Below are 18,203 nucleotides of genomic sequence, written 5' to 3' on the forward strand. Positions count from 1 at the left end.
TAGAACAACGACGGCGCGACGGTCGCGTTGTTCATCGCGTTCTGGCTGGCCGAGCCCATCTGCGAGTAGTTCGAGAAGAGGCCGAAGTTCATCGAACCCCACCTGGTCCCGGTGTCGTGGGTGGTGGCGTAGACGAGCTGCTGGCCGTTGTACGGCGCGACGGTGAAGTCCTTCAGCGACACCCAACCGGACCTCGGCTGCGCCAGCGCACCGGTCGACGACCACCGGTACGTCGACGGAAGGTCACAGGTCTGGGTGGGCGGCGGCGTGGTCGGCGGCGGGTCGGTCGGCGGCGGAGTCGTCGGGGGCGGAGTCGTCGGCGTCGTGCCACCGGTGCAGGTGACACCGTTCAGGGCGAAGCTCGTCGGGGCGGGGTTGCTGCCCGTCCAGGACCCGTTGAACCCGAACGACACAGTGCCGTTGGCCGGGATCGCACCGTTGTAACTCACGTTCTTCGCGGTCACCGCCGACCCGCTCTGCGTCAGCGACGTGTTCCAGGCCTGCGTCACCGTCTGCCCGGCACCGTACGACCAGGTCAGCGTCCAGCTGCTCAACGGGTCACCCAGGTTCGTGATCGCCACGTTGGCGCCGAAGCCGCCCTGCCACTGCGACGACACGGCGTAGTTCACCGAACAACCCTCAGCCGCGGCACCGGCCGGCAGCGCCGCGACAACTGTCGACGACAGCAGTAAGCCGACGCCGGCCGCAACCAGACCGACATTGGTGGCTCTGGATCTGACCATGTAGCACCCTCCTCGCGGGACGGCGGCCCATGCATTGGTGGTGGTCATTGCGTGGTGACCGGTTGTGAACGTTAACAGGCCGCGTCAGGTATGCTACGGGAGCGCTCCCATACCCTCAACAGCATCTATCTTTCGTTCTCGCTGATGTCGGGGTTGCCGATGCTGCCGGCCGGGCGGTGACCTTCCTCAGACGACGGTGAGGGTCACGACACCGAACTGGTTGCTCCGCTGTACGTAGTGCGGCAGATAGAGCTTCCACGTCACGGTCAGCTCGCGCCCGGCCCGCATCGAGGCCGGCACCTCGGCGACCATTTCGAACACGGCACTGCCGCCAGCGGGAATCTGCGGTAGGGCGCGGCAGTTCAGCCGGTAGAGCTGGGCCGAATTCACCGCGTCGTTCGTCGCGTCGCCGAGAGAGAACCGTTCCATCAGGTAGGCCGGGCAAGGGTCCAACGCGAGGGGGCCGTCGGTCGGGTTGCCCAGCGTCACCCGGAAGGTGAGCCGCGACCCGGCGACGGCGGTCGTCGGCCCCTGCACAGCGACGGTGAGCTTCTCGAGCGGCGAGGACGGGGGCTTCGACACCGCCACCGGCTCGGTGAACCCGCTCGCGGACAGCGTCCCGCGCGCGCGGGGGTTGACCCCCTCCCCCTGTGGACAGCCCGGACGCTCGTCGGCGGTGACCGGTGCGCGCAGCCTGCCACCGTCGTGCGGCAGCTCGATCGCGAGCTCCAACGACCCCTTCACCGGCTGGCAGAACGGTCCGGACCAGTCCAGACGCAGGCTGGCGTTGCCGCCGGCCGGCACGACGACCACCCGGGTGCGGCCCTCCTCGTCGATGCCGTGGGTGTAGAGCATCGGGATCTCGCGACCGGCGGCGCGCATGGTCGTGGGCACCTCGCCCTGCAGGGTGCACTCGACAGTCGACGAGTTCCGCACGTCCACTTCGCCGATGAGCTTGCCGATGGCGGCGTCGAAGCCCCGAGGCGTCTCACCGCCGTTGCTGGGCCGCGTCCAGGTGGTGAGCCGACCGGTCAGCTGCTCCGCCCGGCACGGTTCGCTGCCGGTGGCCGGCGTTCTCGGCGCGGCTGGGCGACCGTTGAAGTCCTCGTCGGTGATCTTCAGGTCGGCCCAGGGCACGCTGCCGTCGGCGAGCAACTCGGTGGGCACCGGCAGCGCGACCGTCGGGTCCGAGCGACCCGGCTGGGCGTTCGGGTCGGCACACGCCACCCCCACGGCGAGGACGATCAGCAGTGGCACCAGTAGTCGACGCATCCCGCCACCCTCACACGAACGAGCCACACAGGCCTGAGTAGGCGTGCTCAGCGCCGATCAGTCTCCGATGGCCCCGGGCCCTCGGCGATCGCGACGGGAGTGCCGAGCTCGACGGTACGGGAGACCGTGCACAACCGATCGTGCGACTGCTGCAACGACCGGGGCAGCGTCGCACGGGCCGCGTCGCCCTCCGCGCCCTCCGGGAACGTCACCGTGAACTCGACCCGAAGGTTGCGCATCCGGTTTCCGCCGGCCTCGTCCCGGATCTTGTCACCGGTCACGGCGACGGCGAACTCGGTCGGCTCGGCACGACGACTGGTGATGTGGTCCACGTCCACGGCGGCGCAACCGCCGATGGCGGTCAGCAGCAACTCCACCGGCGTGAAACTGCCGTCCTCGCCAGTGCCCAGCGACACCGACCCACCACGGGAGTTCCTCACGACGTAGTTGCCCAGGCTGGTGCGCTCGATCGCCACCGAACGGAAGGTGTCCTCAGTCATGACAGAAAACTACCCGCCTCGGCGATCACGAGTACATGAGATGCAGCGTCATCCCGGCATCGGCGTGCGCCAGGTTGTGGCAGTGGTTGGCCCACATCCCCGGGTTGTCGGCCCGGAACGCCACTTCCCACACCTCGCCCGGACGGACGTCGAACGAGTCCAGCCACAGCGGGCTTCCGGTCGCCGGTCGACCATCGCGGGCCAGCACCAGGACGTGGTGGCCGTGCAGGTGCCACGGGTGCACGATCTGTGAACGGTTGACGATCGTGAACCGTACGACGTCACCCAGGCGTACGACCTGCGGTGGGATGTCCGGATCGGCCGCGCCGTTGACGGTGTGGGCGTACCGCGGTAGCAGTCCGCGCAGGTCGAGGCCGCGATCGAGGACGAGGGTGAACGTCTTGTCGAACCGGGACCACTGCACCGGGGCGGTCGCGCCGTAGCCGAGCGGATCCAGCACCGGCCAGGCGCCGGTCGCCGTCGACACCGGGCCGGTCGAGTAGACGGTCCGTCCGTCGACGACCAGTGCCACCGGGGTCGCCGGCGCGTCGAAGACCAGGTCGTAGCGGCCCCCGGCCGGGATCAGCACGGCGGTGTCCGCCAGCGGCGTCGGGCCGCGCAGGTCGACGCCGTCGACCGCGGCCACCCGGAACGCGGTCCCGGCCAGGGCGTACCGGTGCGTCGTGCTGTCGGTGTTGATCAGCCGCAACCGCACCGGCACGCCGGCCTCGACCTTGTCCACTCTCGGCGCGGGCAACGGACGGCCCGCCAGGGTGTGCACCGGCACTGTGACGTCGAGGCCGGTCACCGGGCCCGGTCGCACCACCAGCACCCCGTAGAGACCCATCCGCACGCCGACATCGGAGGCCGAGTGCGTGTGGTACCAGTACGTTCCGGCCTGGTCGGCTCGGAACCGGTAGACGAACTCCTGTCGGGGCCGCACCGCCGCCTGGGTCACACCGGGTACCCCGTCCTGATCGTTGGGCACGTCGTACCCGTGCCAGTGCACTGTGACGCCGCGCTCGATGTTCCGGTTGCGCAGCGTCACCTCCAGGACGTCGCCGACGGTGGCGGTCAACTCCGGTCCGGGGACCTGCCCGTTGAAGGCCCACGCCGCGACGTTCCGTCCGGCCGCGTCCACGGTGGCGGTTGCGGCGGTCAGTGTGAACCGCCGGGTGGGTTCGTCGGCGATGCGGGCCGCCGGAGAGGCATGCTCATGCGGTACGGCGGGCGCGGCGCCCGGGGTGACACTCAGCCCGGTTCCGGTCAGCAGGGCCGCGACCGCCACCACGAGGGCCGCCCGGGACACCGTCCGGGACGGGCGCGCACCGAGCGCACGCGCCGAGATCACCGTGGCCGCCACGACCCCGGCGACCGCCAGCAGCCCCGCCCCGGCCGACGCCGGATAGCCGTGCAGGACCGTCACGAGCAGGGCGCTGCTCGTGGCGTACCCGGCGAAGAGGAGCGGGACCGCGACGGCCCGGATGTCGCCCGGGGCCCGCAGCAACCGCGGACCGGCGACGCCCACCGCCGCGAGCGACAGCGGGGCCGCGATGAGGACCTTCTCCGCCGCGAACCACCAGCCGGCCCGGGCGAGGGCGGTGATCGTGAGCGCGCGGGCGAGCGTGGCGAGCAGCGCGACGGCCGCCAGTCCCAGTGCGAGCGGGCGACGACGGGCGGCGGACGCGGCGCCAGCCCCCAGCCAGGCGGCGACCGCGAGGACCGCGATCACGAGGTCGGCCACGAGCAGCGACCCGGTGGTCACGCCGGTTCTCCTTCCCGGGTGACCAGCCGAGCCGTGCCGGCGGGGACCGGGACGGCGAGCTGTCGCGCCGCCCGATGGACGCCGACCACGACGTGCACCGCGATGATCCCGTTGAGCGCGTGCAACCCACCGATGGTCAGGCCGAGCGGGGTGCTGACACCCGATGCGTCGGTGGACGCCTCCGCCACCATGGCGATGAGTGGCTGGAGGGCGACGAGGCCGATCGGGAGGACCGCCAGTCCGATGATCTTTCCGGGTGCCTTCGCCAGCGCGGCGAACAGGGCGGTGAGCAGCGTGAGAAGCGGGATCACCGCCATGCCGTTGACGCTGTGCAGCGCGTACGCGTCGTCGCCGGCGGGTCTGGTGAACCCACCCACGGCGGCGAGGACGAACTGCACGGCGAACGCGACGAGCAGCAGTGCGCTGATGATGACGAGAGCCTTGCGCATGGGTTACCTCCTAGAGATGCGCCGAGGCGAGGGCCTGGGCGACGTGATCGGTGGCCGTGATCGCCCCGTACGCGACCAACCGCACGAGGTCGGCGTCGACGGGGTGGGAGAGCCGCCAGAGAGCGACGTCACCCGGGCTGATCGCGCCGGGCGCGAACGCCGCCAGCAACGCGATCCGCGTCCCGACGCGGTCCGCGCCCGGCACGTCCCGGACCAGGTCGACGGCCCAGTCCGCGGGCCGCGCCGGGAACTGCCCGTCCTCCCAGCGCACCGTGGCCGTGACGGTCTGGCGCGCCACCGCGCCCAGCAGGTCGCCACCCCGGGTGGCGGCGTTCCGCAGCGACGCGTAGGCGACACCCACCGGGCTGTCCCCCGCCCAGGCGGGAGGTGATGCCGTCGGGTCGGCGTCGAGCAGCGAAAGGCTCAGGCCGGGCTCCTTCGACTCCCGGGCCGCCCTGGCGTAGAGCCGGCCCCCGACCGAGCGCACCAGCGGGGAACGTTGCAGGCCGCCGGGGAGCAGATCGGGGTCGAGCAACGCGGAGACGACCCGGTTGATGAAGTGGAAGGCGAGCAGGGTGCCGGTGATCTCCGGGCCGTGGGTGCTGGTCCAGTCGGCGGATCTGGGGTTGCGGCTCGCCTGCGCCCAGCCGACGAGCGCGGCGTACCTCGGCTCGGCGGGCGTCTCGCCCCGGGCGACGGTCTCCGCCAGCTTCGGTGCGCCCAGCGCGTGCAGCAACAGCACGTGGGCGTCGACGCAGAACTGACACCGGTTGGCCCGGGAGACCGAAGCCGCGACGAGTTCGCGGTCGACCCGGGGCGCGTCCCCGGCGAGCAGCGCCTCCCGCATCAGAGCCCAGGTCGCGGCCAGCACCTCCGGCACGGCCGAGAGCGCCTGGAAGGTCGGCAACGGCCCGAGGAAGTCGTCGCGCAACTGTTGGTAGACGGCTGCGGTGCGGCCGGTGGCCGCCCTCGTCGGTGTGGGGGCGAAGAAGCGGTATGTCATGGGATCGATGCTTGTTCCGGCGGGCCGGGAAAGCGTCGTGCCGTCGCAGACACTTGCCGCGCCGCTCATACCGCGTCCGTGGTACGCCGCAGCTACCACGCGCGCGGGATGCTCCACCGACGACGGCCGTTCTACAGTGCGACAATGCGCCGCGACCTCCCGTACGCCCTCGGCGGTCTCGCCCTCGGCGTCCTCCTGCTCGGCAACGCCGTGCTCACCCCGGACGCCGCGCCGGTCGAGGTGCTCGACGTCGCCCTGGTCCTCGCCACCGTGGTGGCCCTGGCGGCGTGCCGGCGATACCCGGTGGGGGCGCTGGGCGTGGTCACCGTCGCCATGCTGGCCGTTCACGTCCGGGTGCATCCCGGTGTGTCCGCCGCGTTCCCCGTCCTCTGCGCGGTCTACGTCAGCGCCTGGCAGGGACACCGGTTGGCCGCCGCCGTGGCCAGCCTCGTCTTCCTCGGTAGCTTCCTGGCCAGCGACATCTCGATGGCGCCGGCCGGCCGACCAGGCCAACTGGTCGCCGAACGGACGGCCCTGCTGCTCGGCTGGTTCGTGGCGGCCAACGTCGCCGGCCTCGTCGCGCGTCAGCGCCGGGCGTACCTGGAGCAGGTCGAGCAGCGGGCCGTCGAGGCCGAACGCACCCGCGAGGAGATGGCGTTGCGCCGCGCCGGGGAGGAGCGCCTGCGCATCGCCCGCGACCTGCACGACTCCCTGACCCACAGCATCTCCGTGATCAAGGTGCAGGCGGGGATCGCCGTGCACCTGGCCCGCAAACACGGCGAGGAGCCGTCGGCCACGCTGCTGGCGATCCAGGAGGCCAGCGGTGCCGCGATGCGGGAACTCCGCACGACCCTCGACGTCCTCCGCGCACCGACCGACGGCGATCGGGTCGGGCTGGCCCGGGTGGACGAGCTGGCCGAGCGGACCCGGGCGGTCGGCGTACCGGTGCAGGTGACCGTCACCGGCCAGCGCGGCGACCTGCCCGACGAGGTAGACCAGGCCGGGTACCGGGTCATCCAGGAGGCGCTCACCAACGTGGCCCGCCACGCCGGGCCCGCGACCGCGCACATCCAGGTGGAGTACGCCCCGGCGGGGCTGACCGTCGCGGTCAGCGACGACGGTCGGGCGTCGCCGACCGAGCCGCTGACCCCGGGCGTGGGCCTGCGCGGCATGCGGGAGCGGGTCAGCGCCCTGGGCGGCACACTACGGACCGCCGCGCACGACGACCACGGGTTCACCGTACGGGCCACCTTCCCCCTGGACGGCCCACGATGACCACCCGCCTCCCGCAGGAGCCGGGATGATCCGGGTGCTGCTCGCCGACGACCAGGCGCTGATGCGGGCCGGCTTCCGGGCACTGCTCGACGCCGAGGACCACCTGGAGGTCGTCGGCGAGGCGACCGACGGCGCCTCGGCCGTCCACCTGTCCCGGAGCCTGCGCCCGGACGTCGTCCTGATGGACGTGCAGATGCCGGGCCTCGACGGCATCGAGGCCACCCGGCGCATCGCCGCCGACCCCGACCTGGCCGCGATCCGCGTTCTCATCCTCACCAACTACGGGCTCGACTCCTATGTGTTCGCGGCGCTCCGCGCGGGCGCCAGCGGCTTCCTCCTCAAGGACGCCGACCCCGCCGACCTGCTGCACGCCGTCACCGTCGTGGCGCGCGGTGACGCGCTGCTCGCGCCGACCGTCACCCGCACACTGATCAGTGAGTTCGTGGCCGGACCGCCGCCGGCCGTGCCGACCGCCGGACGCGACGTGCTGACCGCCCGGGAGCAGGAGATCGTCGAACTGGTCGCCCGTGGGCTGACCAACGACGAGATCGCCGCGCGCATGGTGATCAGTCCGCTGACCGCCAAGACACACGTCAACCGGGCGATGACGAAGCTGCACTGCCGCGACCGGGCCCAGTTGGTCGTGTGGGCGTACGAGTCGGGGCTGATCACACCGCGTCGGCGGTGATCGCCGTCTCCGAGAGCCGAGTCGATCAACCCCCCTTGGGAACATGAGGGAGGGTCGACGCACTAGCATTGCCGCCGTCCGCGACGGCTCTGCTGAATCGAGGCGACATGCGTTGGCTCCGTCGATTGCTGGGCGGTAGGCGAGTCCAGCTCGACCCGGGACGCCAGCAGGCGCTGCTGCACGACGTCCAGTCCCGGTACGGCCCCCACGCGCGGGTTCGTTTCAACGAGCAGGTCGACGCGCTCACCGGTTCGCTCGATAGCGACGACGGCCTGGTGGTGGCGACCCGGATCGTGAGTCAGGTCGCCGACGAGGCCCACGTGGACCTTCAGGCCCAGGCGCAGGAGATCCACCGGCGGACGGGCCGACGGCTGCTGGTGCACCGCCGTAACTACCGGCCGCTGTGGAAGGAGGCGGGCCCGGCCCTGCGCTGGCCGCTGTTCGCGTTGCCGTGTGGCTTCCACCCGTACGCGCAGGTGGCCGCCGCAGTCACCGTGGTCGGCAGCCGGGCGCCCCGGCTCGACCGGGTGACCGACCCCAACCCGGTGGTGACCCGCGTGTTCGAGGTGCTCGACCTGACCACCTCCGGCTGGGAGTACGGCCGGGTGCGGGTGGACACCGACGCCGCCACTTTGGCCGATCGGCTGATCGTCAGCGCCGGGCAGGTCCTCGCGGCCATGGACGACCCGCCGCGACTGCCACCCGCGGTCCGGGAGCTGATGCGTCGCAACAACACCGTCGCCGTGCACGATCCGGCCGGTCCTCGGGCGGTCGGCGGGATCAACCTGGGCGCGCGGATGCGGGAGGAGTTCCTGGTCTGAGCGCCGTCGGCGCTACTGATCGGGGCGCCGACGGGCGAGATGGACGATGAGGTCGGCGCGGAGCTCGACGGTCTCGGGCAGAACCTGTTCGATCTGGGCGAAGACCTGCTCCTGCGTGGAGGTCGACAGCTCGAGGTACGCCGAGATCGTCGACAGGTGCCCGACGTAGTCGCGCGCACTCATCGTCAGCCGACGCGCGATCACGGTCTGCTGCACATCGGTGAACCACTCGGACCGTTGGAGCTCGGTGCCCGGCCACTGCATGGCCTGCTCCGGGGGCGTGCCGTCGGGCGAGGGAATCTCGTCGCTCTCCAGGAAGGGTGCCCGGGCGGCGCGGACAGCGTCCGCCACCGCCGGGTCGACCAGCTGGGTGGGTCCACCGAACGAGGCGAACACGCCGCCGGGTTCCAGCAGCGCGGCCATCCGCGACCACCGCCCCTGCGGTGTCGTCCAGTGCAGGGCCGCCGCCGCGTAGACCAGGTGGTACGTCGCGCCGGGCCGCAGGTCCTCGAACGCGGCCCGCACGGTGTGAACGCCCGCTGGCACGTGCTTGCGCAGCTCGGCGAGCATGGCCCGGTCCGGCTCGGTCGCGGTGACAGTGACGCCCGCGGCGGCGAACAGCCGGGTCGCCTTGCCCGTGCCAGCGCCGATCTCCAGGGCTGTTCGAACGGGCCGGCCCGCGTACGTCAGCACCAGGTCGACAAGTTCGGCGGGGTACCCCGGTCGGTACCGTTCGTATTGTCTGGCCACCATTCCGAAGCTCAGTGCGCGAGCAGGCATGCCGCCAATCCTGTCACCACTCGCGTCGATGAACCCGATGAACCCGATTCTGTCGGGACACCTCGCCCGGCGCTCCGATGGCTGAACCGCCGCTCAGTCGAGCCAGCAGATCACCGCGGCGCCATCCCTGGCGGCCGCACCGAAGAAGCGTTGGACGTCGGGCAGGTAATGGGCCACCCACCCAAGTTGTCCGGGTCGGTCCCAGGTTCCGGGGTAGATGTCGGCCCGGACCAACTCCTGTGGGTCGACGCCCCGGATGAGGTCGTCCTGGGTGAGCTCGGCCAGGCGCGCGGCCGCCGTCGCGACGTGAACCGGTGTCAGATAGGAGGGCGGCCCGTAGCCCCAGTCGTCTTCGAGGTTCTCCAGGAAGTCGAACATCTCCTCGCTGTCGGGCTCGACGTCGGGCAGCTCCACGAACCGCTCCGCGCCCGAGACCAGCGGAATCTCGAAGCCCAGCCGATCGAGGAGGAACTCGAACCCGTCCCAGGCCTTGTCGATGCCGTCCCAGCGTTCAGAGTTGTCGTTCCGTTGCGTCATCGCGAGGTCATAGGCCCAGCCGAGGTCTGTCCTCGCCCGCTCCAGTTCGTCGGGCGAAACGCGCAGCCAGTTGCCGTTCATACTCACCGCGGCAGCCTAAGTACCGGCTACGACAATTCCCGGACAGCGCCGACGTTCCCGCAGCCATGTTCCACCAGGTCGGGGTCGGCTCTCGCGGAACGTGTCGGGGGATTGGGCCGCACGGGCCGCGACAAGAAACGACAACTCGTTGCCGAGGCACGGCCACACCGAACACCATCGACGCGCACCCATCTGTCGACGTCGTCGTGCTCCCGCGCCGGGCGCAGCGCCGACCGCCGACCGCCGACGGCCGACGGCGACCGGACCCGTCCCCAGGTGGGACGGGCCCGGTCGTGCTCCCCCGAGCAGGATTCGTTGCCGTCAGCCCCCGATCGCGATGGCGAAGATGTGCATGGTCGGCACGTTCGTCGCGGGACGGGCGCTGATGTTCGGCAACACGACCGAGGCCACCGCCTTGCTCTGCAACGCCACACCGACGTAGTAGACGCACGCCGCGGTGTTCTGACGGCCGTTGTTGGGCCGGTTCTGGTACGCGGACACGATGGCCGCGGTGCCCCCGGAGTGCGGCCCGCCGTACCAGTCCGGCGAGCTCAACGTGAACGTCTGGCGGGTGCCGTCGGCGTAGACCACGGTGCCGGTCCCCGACACCGCTCCGTACGTGCCGGTCAGCAGGAAGCCGAGCGTGCTACCGGTGCCGGTCACGCCGATGGTCTGGCCCGAGGCGATGGCGTTGTCGGCGGCCCCGGAGCTGACGTTGGGCCAGCGGAAGTTGACCCCGTTGCGGCTCACCGTGCCCCCCGGGCTCGCACCGGCCTGCGCGAGGGCCTGCGCGGAGAGCGAGGCCCCACCGCCGTCGAAGTTCCCGACGTTGGTGTTGCTGTCGCTGGTGATGCCGACGTTGCTGAAGCTCTGCTCCAGCGTCGGCGTGGCGGCCCCGGAACTGGTGACCCGGTAGGTGCGCCCGGCCTGCACGGTGACCTCGATCAGGTCGGACTCGATCCGGGTGGTCCGGGCCGCCGTACCGTCGGCGGTGTCGACCACGGTGACGGTGCCGGTCAGGATCCGGGAGCGCAGGCGGACGGTGCCGGCCCGGTCCGGTCGGACGAGGATCTCGGTGGCCAGGCCGCTCGCCCAGGTGATGCCGACCGTGTGCCCGCCCCGACCGCGTAGACCGGTCACCCGCCCGCTCGGCCAGGCCGGCGGCAGCGCGGGCAGGACGTGCAGCTCGCCGGTGTGGCTCTGCAACAGCATCTCGGCGATGCCGGCTGTGGCGCCGAAGTTGCCGTCGATCTGGAACGGCGGGTGCAGGTCGAACATGTTGGGCGCGAGTCGCGCGGTGGTGGCGAGGTAGCGGATCAGGTCGTGGGCCCGCTTGCCCTCCTCCATCCGCGCCCAGAAGTTGATTTTCCAGGCCAGCGACCAGCCAGTGCCGTCGTCGCCGCGCAGCGCCAGGGTCCGCCGGGCGGCCTCGAACAGCTGTGGCGTGCCGCGCTTGGTGATCTGGTTGCTGGGGGCCAGCCCGTACAGGTGCGAGATGTGCCGGTGGTTGGGCTCGGTCTCCACCCAGTCGTACAGCCACTCCATGATGTTGCCGCGCGAGCCGACCTTCATCGGGGGAAGCCGGTCCCGGGTGGCACGCACCTGGGCCCGGAAGGTGCTGTCCACGTCGAGGATCTCGCTCGCCCGGGCGACGCCGTCGAACAGGTCCCGCAGGATCTGGTTGTCCATGGTGGGGCCGGCGCAGACGCTGGCGTTCGAGTGGTGACTCAGCTCCGGTGAGTTCGACGGGTTCGTCACCAGGTAACCGAGGGTCGGCTCGGTCACCAGGGTGTTGAGGAAGAACTGCGCGGCGCCCTTCATGGCCGGGTAGTTGGTCCGCAGGAACTCGATGTCGCCGTTGAACAGGTAGTGGTCCCAGATCAACGTGGACAGCCAGGCGCCGCCGGTCTGCCACATGCCCCAGAACGCGCCGTCCACCACCGCGGTGGCCCGCCACGCGTCCGTGTTGTGGTGGGTGACCCAGCCGCCGGCCCCGTACTGCACCTGGGCGGTCCGTGCTCCGGCGACGGCAAGATCTCTGACCATGTCGAAGACCGGGTTGTGGCACTCGGCCAGGTTCGTGGTGTTGGCCGGCCAGTAGTTCATCGGCAGGTTGGCGTTGATCGTGTACTTCGAGTCCCAGGATGGGGTCAGCGAGTCGTTCCAGATGCCCTGGAGGTTCGCCGGTTGGGTGCCGGGCCGCGAGGACGAGATCAGCAGGTACCTGCCGAACTGGAACAGCAGCGCCGAGAACTGCGGGTCGTTGACGCTGTTGTGCTGGGCGATCCGGACGTCCGTCGTCTGGTCGGCCGCCGACGTGCGGCCCAGATCCAGGCTGACCCGGTTGAACAGCGCCTGGTAGTCGGCCACGTGCCGGCTGCGCAACTGGTCGTAGCTGCTGGCCCGCGCGCTGGTGAGCCGCTGCCGGGCGATGCCCTGGTAGTCGCCGCCGACGTTGCGGTAGTTGACGTAGCTGGACCCGATGGAGATCAGCAGGACCACGCTGTTGGCGTTCGTCACCCGCAGGGTGCCGCCGGAACTGGACACACTGCCGCCGCTGATCGTCGCGTTGGCGAGGGCGAGGAAACGGACCTGGCCGGTGACGCCCTCCATGTTTCCGGAGACGCCGTCGAGGCCGATGGTGGTGCCGTCGGGGCTGGACACCGACGTCCGCTGCGGGCTGTCGAAGGTGGCGGTGAAGCTGATCGAGCCGGTCCGGTCGGCGGTCAGTCGCATGGCGATGACCTGATCCGGCGCGCTCGCGAACACCTCCCGTTGGTGGCGAACGCCGTTGAGCACGTACGACGTCGTCACGGTGGCGGTGGTGAGGTCGAGCGTCCGGTCGTACTGTGACGCTCCGCTGGCGGAACCGAACGCGAGCCGCAGGTTGCCGACGGTCTGGTAGGCGAGCTGACCACCGGGGTTGCCCATCATGGTCTGGTTGATCAGATCCTGGGCCTGGGTCCACTGGTTCGCGTTGACCAGCCGCCGGATCTCCGGCAGCGCCGCCGCGCCTCGGGTGTTGCTGGGATCGTGCGGCCCACCGGCCCAGACGGTGTCCTCGTTGAGCTGGAGCCGCTCGGTGTCGACGTTGCCGAAGACCATCGCGCCGAGCCGGCCGTTGCCGATCGGCAGCGCCCGCAGCCAGTCGGTGCCGGCGCCCTCGTCGTACCAGAGCGCCATGTCCCCGGCGGCCAACACCTGCGGCGGGGCCGCCGCGTCGGCCTTGGCCACCGCGGTCCAGGGCACCGGCAGGAGAGCACCACCCGCGCCGGCTGCGCCGACCTTGAGGGCCTGCCGTCGGGTCAGGTCTGACATCGATCCTCCAAACGGTGGCCAGTCCGGCCACCCCGAAGCGTGACAACTATGGGACTCGACATGGGGATCCGCTTGGTGGGGCCAACCGGGACCCTGCCTGAGCAGGCCGACGCCGGGCCTTGGCGCGCCAGACATCTGATGTGTTTCGGGAAGGTTACTCCGGGGGCACAGAATAGGCAACGGTCGATCGATCGATGGATATGGTGACCATCTGGCCGGTCAGCAAGACGCAAGGGCAGATGGGTAGCGTCGCGCAGACTCGGCACCGCGCAGCGATCCGCCAGAATCACGCCGACGAGCACTCACCCCGATGGACATACATCGGATGTACGCAGGCGGGCAGTCGAGCCAGCCGTTGCACAAGATCCGACGTGCGCCCCGAAGTGGCAGCGCAACCCCGGTGGTCCGAGAGCACGGATCGCGGACTGAGGCTCCCGTACGCAATCGGGTTGTCCTCTGCCGGCGCACGGGTGACCATGGGCGACATGGCGGGAGCTCGGGGGTGAGATCGCCTCTTCAAGGTGGGCTACCGCCCGGCAGCGCCGTGGTGGTCGGGGCCGTCGTGGAGATCGCCTGCGACGAGTCGGGATTCTCGGGTACGAACCTGCTGCACTCGACCGCCCCGGTGATCACGCACGCGAGCGTCGACCTGACCGTCGACGAGGCGGTCGCGCTCATCACCGCCCTGCGGTCCGGGTTCCGGTTCGCGCCGCACGAGCTCAAGTCCGGCCGGTTCCTGCGCGGTTCGGGTGCGCAGGAGGCACTGGAGTGGTTTCTGGCGGCGCTGGCCGGCCGCGCGCACGTCCACCTCATCGACAAGGAGTTCTTCCTCGTCACCCGGATCGTGGACTTCCTGCTGACCGAGCCGTCGTACGCGGCGGGCACCCACCTGGCCCGCGAGCACCATCCGGCGGCTCTCGCCCTGCACGAGGCCGGACGCGCGACCGGAGGCGACTGGGGCACCTTCCTGTCGGCGTTCGTCGATCTGGTCCGGATGAAGCGGCGACTTCCGGTCGACCAGACCGTGCAGCGGTTCTTCCAGGCCCGGGACGCGCTGCGGCGACACGGCCTCGGCACGGTGGCCGACGCCGTCCTCGACGGACTCAGCCCGGACCACGTTCGGGCCGTGGTGGCCAGGCTCGACGTCGACGACCGCACGGTCCCTCCCCCGCTGGAACCACTGCTTCCGGCGCTGGCGGAGACGGTCCTGTCCTGGAGCGGCGGCCAGCGGCAGGTGCTGGTGACCCACGACGAGCAGAGCGCCCTGACGGCCGACCGCCTTACCCGCCTCCAGCGGGTGTTGGCCGACGGCCACGCGTCGGCGGCCGGCGCCGACCGGGCCGGGGCGTTGCCGAACGGGGTGTCGCCCCTGGCAGGGCTGGTGATGGTCGACTCCCGCGACGATCCGCGCGTGCAGGTAGCGGATCTCCTCGCCGGAGTGGCCCGGCGGATGCCCGGCATCATCGACGACGCGCTCCGTCAGCCGCCGCCCACTGCCGCAGGGTGACGGGCAGCCGAGTCATCATCGGCACGGGCCCGGAGGGTCTGCGTGGTCGCCGAGTCAGCGGGAAAGAACGCCTCGACGGCCAACCCGGCGACTGTGACCTCCCGCGGCGTACCGAAGAGGGTCGTGGTGCTGACGAAGGACAACTCCTGGTCACGGTGCCGGTAGCGCAGCGGGACGAGAACACGTGAGAGGGCATCGCCTGGCGGTGTCGTCTCGACGTCGCCACCGGGGTAGCCGCGAAGCTCCTCGTACAGGTCGTACAGGATCGGGTCGTTGGTTGTCGTCGCCTGCTGGTGCAGCCGTTTCAGCAGGTGGGCGCGCCACTCGGGCAGGTTGACGATGCGCGGTGCCAGACCGTCGGGGTGCAGGCTGAGGCGCAGCACGTTGATCGGTGGAGTGAGCAGGTGGGGCTGCGCGTCCATGGTGAACAGGGCGACGGCGGGGTTGGCGTCGACGAGGTGCCAGTGTTGGTCAACGAGCAGCGCGGGGTACGGGCTGTGACCATCGAGGATCCGCCGTACGGCGGCCCGGACCGGTGTCAGCTCGGGGTCGCCCAGTTCGTGGCACGGGAAGGCGGGCGCGTAACCGCCGGCGAGCAGCATCGTGTTGCGCTCGGCCAGCGGCATCTCCAGGTGTTCGGCCAGCCGCAGGATGAGGTCGGGGCTCGGCCGGGACCGCCCGGTCTCGACGAAGCTCAGGTGCCGGGCCGACACTCCCGCCTCGATCGACAGGTCGAGCTGGCTCATTCCGCGAGTCCGGCGCCAGTCGCGCAGCAGCTCCCCCACTGGTCGCCCGTGCCGGGTCGAGATCGTCACGCACCGACAGTAATTCCGCACCGACGGCCGAGCCATTACCTGCGAGGTAATCGACAGCCCACCACGACACCGGAAGAATCGACTCTCACCTCAGAAAACACACCGCGAAGGACGGACATCCATGACCGCGTACGCGCTCGCACACCTCCGGAAGGCACCCGTCCACGCCGAGGTGCTGACCTACCTGGAGCGCATCGACGCCACCCTCGCGCCTTTCGCGGGCCGGTTCATCGTCCACGGCGGCACCGTCGACGTCCTGGAGGGCGACTGGCCCGGCGACGTGGTCGTCATCGAGTTCCCCGACCTGGACCAGGCCCGCTCCTGGTACCGGTCCAGCGCCTATCAGGAGATCAAGCCCCTGCGGACGAGGCACCTCACCGGCGAGGTGATTCTCGTCGACGGAGTCGAGCCGGGCCACGACTCGTCGCGGATGGCCGCAGCCATTCGCCGCGCCACCGATCGGTAGCACCCGACGCGCGAGCGCCGTCCCGAAGAACCCAACGGCGCGCCGCCCGCGAGGCACCCCGACACAGGTCAGCCGTCCGTAGTCTCGTCGAATGCAGGACATCCAGACGCACACCCTGGCCATTCCCGGCGTCGACCTGGTCTACGACGTCCGCGGCCCGCTACCTCCCACCGGCGCCCATCGTGCGCTGCTCCTGATCGGCCAGCCGATGGCGGCCGAGGGCTTCACCGCGCTCGCCCCGCACTTCACGGACCGCACGGTCCTCACCTACGACCCGCGTGGTCTGGGCCGCAGCGTCCGCACGGACGGTCGCTCCGACCACACGCCGCAGCAGCAGGCCGCCGACCTGCACGCGCTCCTTCAGGCACTCGGGGTCGGTCCGGTCGACGTGTTCGCCAGCAGCGGCGGCGCGGTAACCGCACTCGAACTGGTCGCCACCCACCCCGGCGACATCGCCACCCTGGTGGCGCACGAACCGCCGATCAACGCCGTGCTCCCCGACGCCACGGCCGCCGAGCGCGCCCGCGCCGACTTCTACGAGGCGTACCAGGCGAAGGGCCCGGGTGCGGGAATGGCCGCGTTCATCGCCATGACGTCCTGGCAGGGCGAGTTCACCGACGCCTACTTCGCCCAGCCCGCGCCCGACCCGGCGATGTTCGGGATGACCGACGACGACGACGGCCGCCGCGACGATCCGCTGCTGTCGCAGAACTCGTGGGCGATCACCGACTACCGTCCCGACGCGACTGTGCTTACCGCCGCGCCCACCCGGATCGTGGTCGCTGTCGGTGAGGAGTCGGCCGGAACGTACACCGCTCGGACCGCCCTGGGCCTCGCGGCGCTGCTCGGCCAGGAGGCCGTGGTGTTCCCGAGCCACCACGGCGGGTTCCTCGGCGGCGAGTTCGGCTACGCGGGCAAGCCGGAGGAGTTCGCCGAGCGTCTGCGGGAGGTGCTGGACGCCGGCTGACCTCTGCTCAACCGGTCGCCTCGGAGTAGACCTCGACGTCGTAGAGCAGCTGCACGTCGCGGCGGCCGTTGGTGACGCCGACGAAGACCGGATCACCGCACGGGGTGCGGCCCTGACGCCACACCTGTTCCCGGGCCGCCTCCCGCGACTCGTGATGGGTTTTGCCCTGCTGATGCAGTTGCAGCACCCGGCGGGCGGTGCCCCGGTCGGTGCCGAGGTGGATTCGCAGGAGAGGCACGCCGGGACCTCCTTGCTCGACGCTGAATCTCGTGCGGCTGGCCGACCAGCCGTATCGTGAGACGCGGGGGCGACGATCCGCCGTCTTCGATTAAACGCCACCCGCTCCGATCGAGGAGGGCATTTATGACTGGTCTGGCGACCGTCGGCGCACTCGTGGGTGTCCTGCTCGTCGGTCTCGTGATCCTCATCCGTAAGCCGGCCAACACCCGCTCGGTGCTCAGATGGTCGGCCCTGGCGATCACCGTGCTGGTGGCCGCCGTGCTGGTGCCCTTCACCGTGGACGACTCGGGCGCGGCGGCCGGCTATCTGCTCGGCGTCCCCGTTGTCGCGGCGTTGCTGCCCGTCCTCGCGCAGCAGACCGGGAGGCTGACCATCGTCGCCGACCTGGTGGCCGCGCTCGTGCTCACCGGATGGGGTCTGCTGCTCGGGCTGGGCATCGGTGTCGCGTTCCTACCAGCGGTGATGCTCCTGATCGCCAGCGCCGCGGGCACCTGGGCGCCGCGACCGTCCACCACGTGACCCGGTGTCAGCCGTCCGGGGTGAACAGCCCCTGTACGCCGACGACGATCGCGATGAGGCCGAAGATCGCGAGCAACAGCCGGACACCGGTGGCACCGTCCGACCGCTCGTCGCGCGGCGTCGACCGCCCGGTCAACCGGCCCCACAGCAGGGCGAGCCCCACACCGATCCCCACCACCTCGAAGTGGAACACCCGGGGCCCGGACACCAGGTGGACGATCAGGTAGTAACCGCCGGTCACCAACGCCACGAGGCCGACCACCCACGCGATCGGGGCGGCCCGACCGGCGAGGCGGCCCAGGTCGTCGCCGACCCGCGGCAGCAGCCGCAGCACCGCCACGGCGAGCAGGAAGCCACCGACGATGTTGGCGAGGTCGAGCAGCAGAGCCATAATCACGGGAAGTCTCCGTCGATCGGGTGATCAGCCGGTGGGAGCGTACCCACGGAACCGGTCGGT

19 protein-coding genes are annotated in these 18,203 nt (G+C 70.9%); 7 read left to right on the top strand and 12 right to left on the bottom strand.

What is annotated here, in order from left to right:
* The 6 genes from ACLQ3F_RS30920 to ACLQ3F_RS30945 all read right to left on the bottom strand — a co-directional run.
* Nucleotides 1-743: non-reducing end alpha-L-arabinofuranosidase family hydrolase (locus ACLQ3F_RS30920; protein WP_425853181.1), on the bottom strand; the 743-nt coding region annotated here is incomplete at its 3' end.
* A 186-nt stretch (nt 744-929) separates the two neighbouring features.
* Nucleotides 930-2,015, bottom strand: coding sequence for a hypothetical protein (locus tag ACLQ3F_RS30925; protein ID WP_425853182.1), 1,086 nt, complete (start codon nt 2,013-2,015; stop codon nt 930-932).
* A 47-nt stretch (nt 2,016-2,062) separates the two neighbouring features.
* Nucleotides 2,063-2,515: an OsmC family protein gene (locus tag ACLQ3F_RS30930; RefSeq protein ID WP_425853184.1), complete on the bottom strand. Its 453-nt coding sequence runs from the start codon at nt 2,513-2,515 to the stop codon at nt 2,063-2,065.
* A 25-nt stretch (nt 2,516-2,540) separates the two neighbouring features.
* A complete protein-coding gene (locus tag ACLQ3F_RS30935) occupies nt 2,541-4,280 on the bottom strand; it encodes a multicopper oxidase family protein (protein WP_425853186.1) in 1,740 nt (579 codons plus the stop codon).
* Nucleotides 4,277-4,729, bottom strand: a complete 453-nt coding sequence (locus ACLQ3F_RS30940; protein WP_425853188.1) for a DUF6220 domain-containing protein — start codon at nt 4,727-4,729, stop codon at nt 4,277-4,279. Before ACLQ3F_RS30940 ends, ACLQ3F_RS30935 begins: the two co-directional genes overlap by 4 nt.
* A gap of 10 nt (nt 4,730-4,739) precedes the next feature.
* Entirely contained in the window at nt 4,740-5,732 is a 993-nt protein-coding gene (locus tag ACLQ3F_RS30945; protein WP_425853190.1) for a carboxymuconolactone decarboxylase family protein, read from the bottom strand.
* 144 nt (nt 5,733-5,876) lie between these two features.
* Here ACLQ3F_RS30945 and ACLQ3F_RS30950 point away from each other — a divergent pair, with 144 nt between their 5' ends.
* The 3 genes from ACLQ3F_RS30950 to ACLQ3F_RS30960 all read left to right on the top strand — a co-directional run bounded on the left by ACLQ3F_RS30950 (nt 5,877) and on the right by ACLQ3F_RS30960 (nt 8,516).
* Nucleotides 5,877-7,007 (top strand): sensor histidine kinase, encoded by a 1,131-nt coding sequence (locus ACLQ3F_RS30950; RefSeq protein WP_425853192.1) that lies wholly within the window; start codon nt 5,877-5,879, stop codon nt 7,005-7,007.
* A gap of 25 nt (nt 7,008-7,032) precedes the next feature.
* Complete coding sequence (locus ACLQ3F_RS30955; protein ID WP_357204097.1) at nt 7,033-7,695, top strand: response regulator transcription factor; 663 nt, start codon at nt 7,033-7,035, stop codon at nt 7,693-7,695.
* A 107-nt stretch (nt 7,696-7,802) separates the two neighbouring features.
* Entirely contained in the window at nt 7,803-8,516 is a 714-nt protein-coding gene (locus ACLQ3F_RS30960; RefSeq protein ID WP_357204095.1) for a hypothetical protein, read from the top strand.
* Nucleotides 8,517-8,528: 12 nt separating this feature from the next.
* On the opposite strand, the gene ACLQ3F_RS30965 is transcribed toward ACLQ3F_RS30960, so the two are convergent.
* The 3 genes from ACLQ3F_RS30965 to ACLQ3F_RS30975 form a co-directional block, all read right to left on the bottom strand.
* Nucleotides 8,529-9,296, bottom strand: a complete 768-nt coding sequence (locus ACLQ3F_RS30965) for a class I SAM-dependent methyltransferase (protein WP_425853195.1) — start codon at nt 9,294-9,296, stop codon at nt 8,529-8,531.
* 93 nt (nt 9,297-9,389) lie between these two features.
* Nucleotides 9,390-9,914: a YfbM family protein gene (locus ACLQ3F_RS30970; RefSeq protein ID WP_425853196.1), complete on the bottom strand. Its 525-nt coding sequence runs from the start codon at nt 9,912-9,914 to the stop codon at nt 9,390-9,392.
* Nucleotides 9,915-10,235: 321 nt separating this feature from the next.
* Entirely contained in the window at nt 10,236-13,232 is a 2,997-nt protein-coding gene (locus ACLQ3F_RS30975) for a glycoside hydrolase family 95 protein (protein WP_425853198.1), read from the bottom strand.
* Nucleotides 13,233-13,734: 502 nt separating this feature from the next.
* On the opposite strand from ACLQ3F_RS30975, the gene ACLQ3F_RS30980 reads away from it, so the two are divergent.
* On the top strand, nt 13,735-14,739 hold the full coding sequence (locus ACLQ3F_RS30980) for a DUF3800 domain-containing protein (RefSeq protein WP_425853199.1): 1,005 nt from the start codon (nt 13,735-13,737) through the stop codon (nt 14,737-14,739).
* On the opposite strand, the gene ACLQ3F_RS30985 is transcribed toward ACLQ3F_RS30980, so the two are convergent.
* Nucleotides 14,712-15,554 carry a helix-turn-helix domain-containing protein gene (locus ACLQ3F_RS30985; RefSeq protein WP_425853201.1) on the bottom strand — a complete coding sequence of 281 codons (843 nt, stop codon included), beginning with the start codon at nt 15,552-15,554 and terminating at the stop codon, nt 14,712-14,714. The genes ACLQ3F_RS30980 and ACLQ3F_RS30985 overlap by 28 nt on opposite strands.
* Before the next feature lie 121 nt (nt 15,555-15,675).
* On the opposite strand from ACLQ3F_RS30985, the gene ACLQ3F_RS30990 reads away from it, so the two are divergent.
* Both ACLQ3F_RS30990 and ACLQ3F_RS30995 read left to right on the top strand, forming a co-directional pair.
* Complete coding sequence (locus ACLQ3F_RS30990) at nt 15,676-16,020, top strand: DUF1330 domain-containing protein (protein WP_425853203.1); 345 nt, start codon at nt 15,676-15,678, stop codon at nt 16,018-16,020.
* A 91-nt stretch (nt 16,021-16,111) separates the two neighbouring features.
* A complete protein-coding gene (locus ACLQ3F_RS30995) occupies nt 16,112-16,987 on the top strand; it encodes an alpha/beta fold hydrolase (RefSeq protein WP_425853204.1) in 876 nt (291 codons plus the stop codon).
* Between the two features lie 7 nt (nt 16,988-16,994).
* Here the strand turns inward: ACLQ3F_RS30995 and ACLQ3F_RS31000 are convergent, their stop codons facing one another.
* Entirely contained in the window at nt 16,995-17,225 is a 231-nt protein-coding gene (locus ACLQ3F_RS31000) for a hypothetical protein (protein WP_425853206.1), read from the bottom strand.
* A 125-nt stretch (nt 17,226-17,350) separates the two neighbouring features.
* Between ACLQ3F_RS31000 and ACLQ3F_RS31005 the strand changes: the two genes are divergently transcribed.
* The gene (locus ACLQ3F_RS31005; protein ID WP_425853208.1) at nt 17,351-17,746 is read left to right on the top strand and encodes a hypothetical protein; all 396 of its coding nucleotides are present in this window, start codon (nt 17,351-17,353) and stop codon (nt 17,744-17,746) included.
* Between the two features lie 7 nt (nt 17,747-17,753).
* On the opposite strand, the gene ACLQ3F_RS31010 is transcribed toward ACLQ3F_RS31005, so the two are convergent.
* Complete coding sequence (locus ACLQ3F_RS31010; RefSeq protein WP_355008640.1) at nt 17,754-18,137, bottom strand: hypothetical protein; 384 nt, start codon at nt 18,135-18,137, stop codon at nt 17,754-17,756.
* Nucleotides 18,138-18,203 lie beyond the last annotated feature (66 nt).

This window comes from Micromonospora sp. DT15, from assembly GCF_049841475.1.
In the GTDB taxonomy this organism is placed as follows: domain Bacteria; phylum Actinomycetota; class Actinomycetes; order Mycobacteriales; family Micromonosporaceae; genus Micromonospora.

Coding starts and splice junctions, on each gene's coding strand:
- ACLQ3F_RS30940 (WP_425853188.1), bottom strand. CDS start 4,729: ATGCGCAAGGCTCTCGTCATCATCAGCGCACTGCTGCTCGTCGCGTTC.
- ACLQ3F_RS31010 (WP_355008640.1), bottom strand. CDS start 18,137: ATGGCTCTGCTGCTCGACCTCGCCAACATCGTCGGTGGCTTCCTGCTC.
- ACLQ3F_RS30970 (WP_425853196.1), bottom strand. CDS start 9,914: ATGAACGGCAACTGGCTGCGCGTTTCGCCCGACGAACTGGAGCGGGCG.
- ACLQ3F_RS30945 (WP_425853190.1), bottom strand. CDS start 5,732: ATGACATACCGCTTCTTCGCCCCCACACCGACGAGGGCGGCCACCGGC.
- ACLQ3F_RS30995 (WP_425853204.1), top strand. CDS start 16,112: ATGCAGGACATCCAGACGCACACCCTGGCCATTCCCGGCGTCGACCTG.
- ACLQ3F_RS30925 (WP_425853182.1), bottom strand. CDS start 2,015: ATGCGTCGACTACTGGTGCCACTGCTGATCGTCCTCGCCGTGGGGGTG.
- ACLQ3F_RS30960 (WP_357204095.1), top strand. CDS start 7,803: ATGCGTTGGCTCCGTCGATTGCTGGGCGGTAGGCGAGTCCAGCTCGAC.
- ACLQ3F_RS30955 (WP_357204097.1), top strand. CDS start 7,033: ATGATCCGGGTGCTGCTCGCCGACGACCAGGCGCTGATGCGGGCCGGC.
- ACLQ3F_RS30950 (WP_425853192.1), top strand. CDS start 5,877: ATGCGCCGCGACCTCCCGTACGCCCTCGGCGGTCTCGCCCTCGGCGTC.
- ACLQ3F_RS30990 (WP_425853203.1), top strand. CDS start 15,676: ATGACCGCGTACGCGCTCGCACACCTCCGGAAGGCACCCGTCCACGCC.
- ACLQ3F_RS30975 (WP_425853198.1), bottom strand. CDS start 13,232: ATGTCAGACCTGACCCGACGGCAGGCCCTCAAGGTCGGCGCAGCCGGC.
- ACLQ3F_RS30965 (WP_425853195.1), bottom strand. CDS start 9,296: ATGCCTGCTCGCGCACTGAGCTTCGGAATGGTGGCCAGACAATACGAA.
- ACLQ3F_RS30930 (WP_425853184.1), bottom strand. CDS start 2,515: ATGACTGAGGACACCTTCCGTTCGGTGGCGATCGAGCGCACCAGCCTG.
- ACLQ3F_RS31005 (WP_425853208.1), top strand. CDS start 17,351: ATGACTGGTCTGGCGACCGTCGGCGCACTCGTGGGTGTCCTGCTCGTC.